Here is a 3,880-nt window from a genome sequence, read left to right on the forward strand (position 1 = left end):
AAACATATTAACCATTGGTATTACTTTATTCTTTTATAGGTCAATCCTTTCAACTTCTTTTTCATATTGAGAGCCGGTTTATAGACTATTTTGGCCCGTTTAATGTTGGCTTTGCCCAATTCCTCCAGAGTGTCAGCGGGCAATCCCTGTAAGGTGATTTGAAAAGTACCCAGGCTGTCAATCCGCACAATGCGCCCATCAGCTAATGACTCGCTAATCGCTTTGGTCAGTGCCATGATTACCCCATAACAATCGGCTTTGCTGATGGTGGATTGTGAGGCCACTATATCAGCCAGACTGTCTAAATCATCTTCGCCATTATGGATGGCACAAGGGTAGTATTTTATTTCTGGCGGTGTTGCCAAATTATTTTTCTTGGGCACCATTTTAAAAGATACGGACATAAAAAAAGTACGATTAGCATTATAAAATAATTTCGTCCTTACGAAGTTACAAAAAGATGTACAGAAAATAATAAAATTCCGTATATCTTTTTATAAAAAGATGTACAGAAATTGAATAAAAGATATACATCTTTAAATAATATTATCAGGACGCTACTAAAAAAAGCTCCTTACAAGACCAAAGAGAGGGTCCTACAAAGCTATTTTATCATTGAATACTGGACTGATTTTTATTAAGTAATAATAATTGGCTACTTTAGTACGATAAAAGTATTGATTATGAACTGGAGCGCCAAAATCATCACACATAAAAAAGAAAAACGAATAGCGGTATATTTTGAAAAAAATGCCGAATTAATCGCTCGAATAAAAATGGTGGAAGGTTCTCGATGGAGTCAAACCTTGAGAGCTTGGCACATTCCTGATACTATCGAAAACAGAGAACGGTTTAATTTAGAACCTCTCTCCCATTCCCTGCCTTCGGTTGAAGGAATCGCACATATCGAAAAATTCATACAATGGTTATCTTCAAAAAGATATAGCCCAAGCACCATAAAAACTTATTCCGAAGCCTTAAAATCATTTTTGGTTTTCTATCGAGAAAAACCAGTTGTCGAAATCACAAATGAAGATGTAATTATTTACAATAATGAATTTATTTTAAAAAATAATTTATCAGCATCTTATCAGAATCAAATTGTAAATGCCATAAAACTATTTTTTAAAACGATACAAGAAAAACGTATTGAAATAGACAAAATTCACCGCCCGAAAAGGGCAAAAATATTACCTAATGTTTTGAGTAAAGAAGAAGTAAAATTGATATTAAACGCACATTCTAATATCAAACACAAAACAATGTTGAGTTTGATATATAGTTGTGGATTGCGCCGAAGTGAGCTTTTAAATTTAAAACCAACTGATATTGATTCAAAAAGAGGAATTGTAATCATCCGACAAAGCAAAGGCAAAAAAGACAGAATTGTTCCTTTATCTCCAAAAATATTAGAAATGCTTCGAGAATATTATATAGGTTATAAACCCAAAACTTGGCTGTTTGAAGGACAAATAGAGAATACAAAATACGATGAACGTAGTTTGTCTAATGTACTTAAACAAGCATTAACAAAATCAAGAATAAGCAAGCCAGTAAGTTTACATTGGTTGAGACACAGTTATGCCACTCATCTACTAGAAAGCGGAACCGATTTGCGATATATTCAGGAACTCCTTGGACATAACAGCAGCAAAACCACCGAAATATATACCCACGTAAGCACAAAAAGCATACAGCAAATTAAAAGTCCTTTTAATGATTTGTAATGTTTTTTTTATACATTAGCTAAATAAATACCAGAGCCTTTTATGGCACAAAGCCAACCAAATTTGGATGGATTGTAGCCATTTTATGGCTGGTATAAACGAGTTATGGCGCATTTTAAAAAAGACCCAGCACAATGATTAAGAAGATTATTAATAGAATTATTGACGTCCTTTGGATAGGATTTAGTTTGCTATTCTTGCTTTCACAAACTACCAAGTTAGAATTTATTTCTCCTACGATTAGAAACTTTTCCTTTTTAATGACAATTTTAGGATTTGTATTTTTGATTTTGAGAATTTTAAGAATAAAAATATCTGAAAAAATCAATAGAATTGTAATTATACCTTTAGTGTTAATTGGTGGATTGGTTATAACATCGTTTGATTGGGTTGGCACTTGGAAAACACAAACGATTTTATATAACCATGGCCATTTTAAGTTTAAGACCATTGAATCTCAAATGCAAGACAAAGGAGCATTAGGATATAATCGGAGAATTGTCGAAGTAACAAAATTGGCTGGATTTTTAAGGATAATTGAGCCTGTTGATACAGCAAAGGTCGGATTACCTTGGATTAAAGTTGATAAAGACATTAATGAATTGAAATTAAAATAAAAACGCGCCATAACACAGTGTATACATCATGCGGGGTTCAGAGCTATTTGCAAGTTCAGGACTCGCTGGCTAGTTTTGTAAAATGGGATAATGAATTGTTCACGAAAACCCGCACGCTGCATACACTCAACGTTAGCGGTCATTGTAACAGGACACCCGAAAATTTAGTACCACGACAAAAAAAGAGACAAGAAAAAGAACAAAATGAATAATAAATTCAATCAAAAAGAAAAGGCACTTCAATTATATCAGCTTCACCATGCTGACAACCCTTTAATACTACCAAACATTTGGGATGTTTTAGGTGCAAAATTACTTGAAAACATAGGCTATCCTGCAATTGCCACGGCAAGTGCTTCAATTGCTTATACAAATGGACACCTTGACGGAGAAAAAATACCTTTTAGCGATTTACTTTCAATTTTATCACGGATTTCAAACAACGTAAATATTCCTGTGACGGCTGATATTGAAAGCGGTTATTCTATTGACGATACTCGATTTCAAGAAAACATTAAACTGCTTATTAAAACAGGAATTGTTGGAATCAACATAGAAGATACCAACCATAAAACAAAAACGATTTTTTCTATCGAACGTCAATGTGATAGGATTAAACTGATAAGAGCGATTTCTGATGAATTGGATATCCCGATTTTCATTAATGCAAGAGCCGATGTGTTACTTTATGACAAAGATTTTCCTACTGCTGAGTCAAGACATAAAGAATTATTAAAAAGAGGGTTAGCTTATAAAGAAGTTGGTGCTAATTGCTTTTTCCCAATTGCGTTAAGACAAAAAGAAGACATACAAAGACTAGTTACTCAACTTAAAATGCCAATAAACATTTTAACATTACCTGGTATTCCTGACTTGAAGGTATTGAAAGAAATTGGAGTAGCAAGAGTTAGCTTAGGACCTTCATTTTTGAAAATTGCAATAAAAGCGATGAAATCACTCGCAATTGAATTAAAAAATTCTGAAGGATTGTCTTCAATAACAGAAAACGAAATATCGTCCGACTATTTGAAATCATTAGTAAGTAATTGAACTATGAATAATAACAGAATAAACATAAAAACCCTTGAACCAGATGCCTATCAAGCAATGATGGCATTAGAAAATTACGGAAAGGCATGTGCATTAGATCCATTGTTAAAGGAACTGATAAAAATGCGAGCATCACAAATCAATGGCTGTGCATACTGTCTGGATATGCACACAGAAGACGCTCTGAAAATTGGCGAAAGTTCAAGAAGAATATTTGCTCTTTCTGTTTGGCAGGAATCCCATCTGTTTTCTGAAGAAGAAAGAACATTGTTGCGGTTAACGGAAGAGATAACAAAAATATCCGAAAATGGCGTGTCTGACGAAACATATAAAAAGGTGATAAGCACTTTTGGTAAACAAATGACAGCACAAATCATTATGCTTATTATTACAATAAACTCCTGGAATAGAATTGCCGTGGCGACAAGACTAATTTATAAGAAGTGACAAAACAACGAATCGCTAATCGAGTAGACGGCTCCGCCA

General features: G+C 33.7%; 5 protein-coding genes. 4 read left to right on the plus strand and 1 reads right to left on the minus strand.

Features of this window, described 5'->3' with window-relative positions; all coding sequences use genetic code 11:
• Positions 1–20: 20 nt before the first annotated feature.
• Positions 21–404 carry an HU family DNA-binding protein gene (locus tag B2145_RS13550; RefSeq protein ID WP_291103239.1) on the minus strand — a complete coding sequence of 128 codons (384 nt, stop codon included), beginning with the start codon at positions 402–404 and terminating at the stop codon, positions 21–23.
• A gap of 279 nt (positions 405–683) precedes the next feature.
• Between B2145_RS13550 and B2145_RS13555 the strand changes: the two genes are divergently transcribed.
• The 4 genes from B2145_RS13555 to B2145_RS13570 all read left to right on the plus strand — a co-directional run bounded on the left by B2145_RS13555 (position 684) and on the right by B2145_RS13570 (position 3,841).
• Positions 684–1,727 (plus strand): tyrosine-type recombinase/integrase, encoded by a 1,044-nt coding sequence (locus B2145_RS13555; RefSeq protein WP_291103241.1) that lies wholly within the window; start codon positions 684–686, stop codon positions 1,725–1,727.
• A 134-nt stretch (positions 1,728–1,861) separates the two neighbouring features.
• A complete protein-coding gene (locus tag B2145_RS13560; RefSeq protein WP_291103244.1) occupies positions 1,862–2,344 on the plus strand; it encodes a hypothetical protein in 483 nt (160 codons plus the stop codon).
• Between the two features lie 204 nt (positions 2,345–2,548).
• A complete protein-coding gene (locus B2145_RS13565; RefSeq protein WP_291103247.1) occupies positions 2,549–3,394 on the plus strand; it encodes an isocitrate lyase/PEP mutase family protein in 846 nt (281 codons plus the stop codon).
• Between the two features lie 3 nt (positions 3,395–3,397).
• The gene (locus B2145_RS13570) at positions 3,398–3,841 is read left to right on the plus strand and encodes a carboxymuconolactone decarboxylase family protein (RefSeq protein WP_291103250.1); all 444 of its coding nucleotides are present in this window, start codon (positions 3,398–3,400) and stop codon (positions 3,839–3,841) included.
• The last annotated feature ends 39 nt before the right edge of the window (positions 3,842–3,880 follow it).

Origin of the sequence: Flavobacterium sp. UBA5153 (genome assembly GCA_002413745.1) — a bacterium.
Lineage (GTDB): Bacteria > Bacteroidota > Bacteroidia > Flavobacteriales > Flavobacteriaceae > Flavobacterium.

Bases quoted from the DNA above. Each gene is read 5' to 3' on its own strand.
- B2145_RS13550 (WP_291103239.1), bottom strand. From the start codon at position 404: ATGTCCGTATCTTTTAAAATGGTGCCCAAGAAAAATAATTTGGCAACA.
- B2145_RS13555 (WP_291103241.1), top strand. From the start codon at position 684: ATGAACTGGAGCGCCAAAATCATCACACATAAAAAAGAAAAACGAATA.
- B2145_RS13560 (WP_291103244.1), top strand. From the start codon at position 1,862: ATGATTAAGAAGATTATTAATAGAATTATTGACGTCCTTTGGATAGGA.
- B2145_RS13565 (WP_291103247.1), top strand. From the start codon at position 2,549: ATGAATAATAAATTCAATCAAAAAGAAAAGGCACTTCAATTATATCAG.
- B2145_RS13570 (WP_291103250.1), top strand. From the start codon at position 3,398: ATGAATAATAACAGAATAAACATAAAAACCCTTGAACCAGATGCCTAT.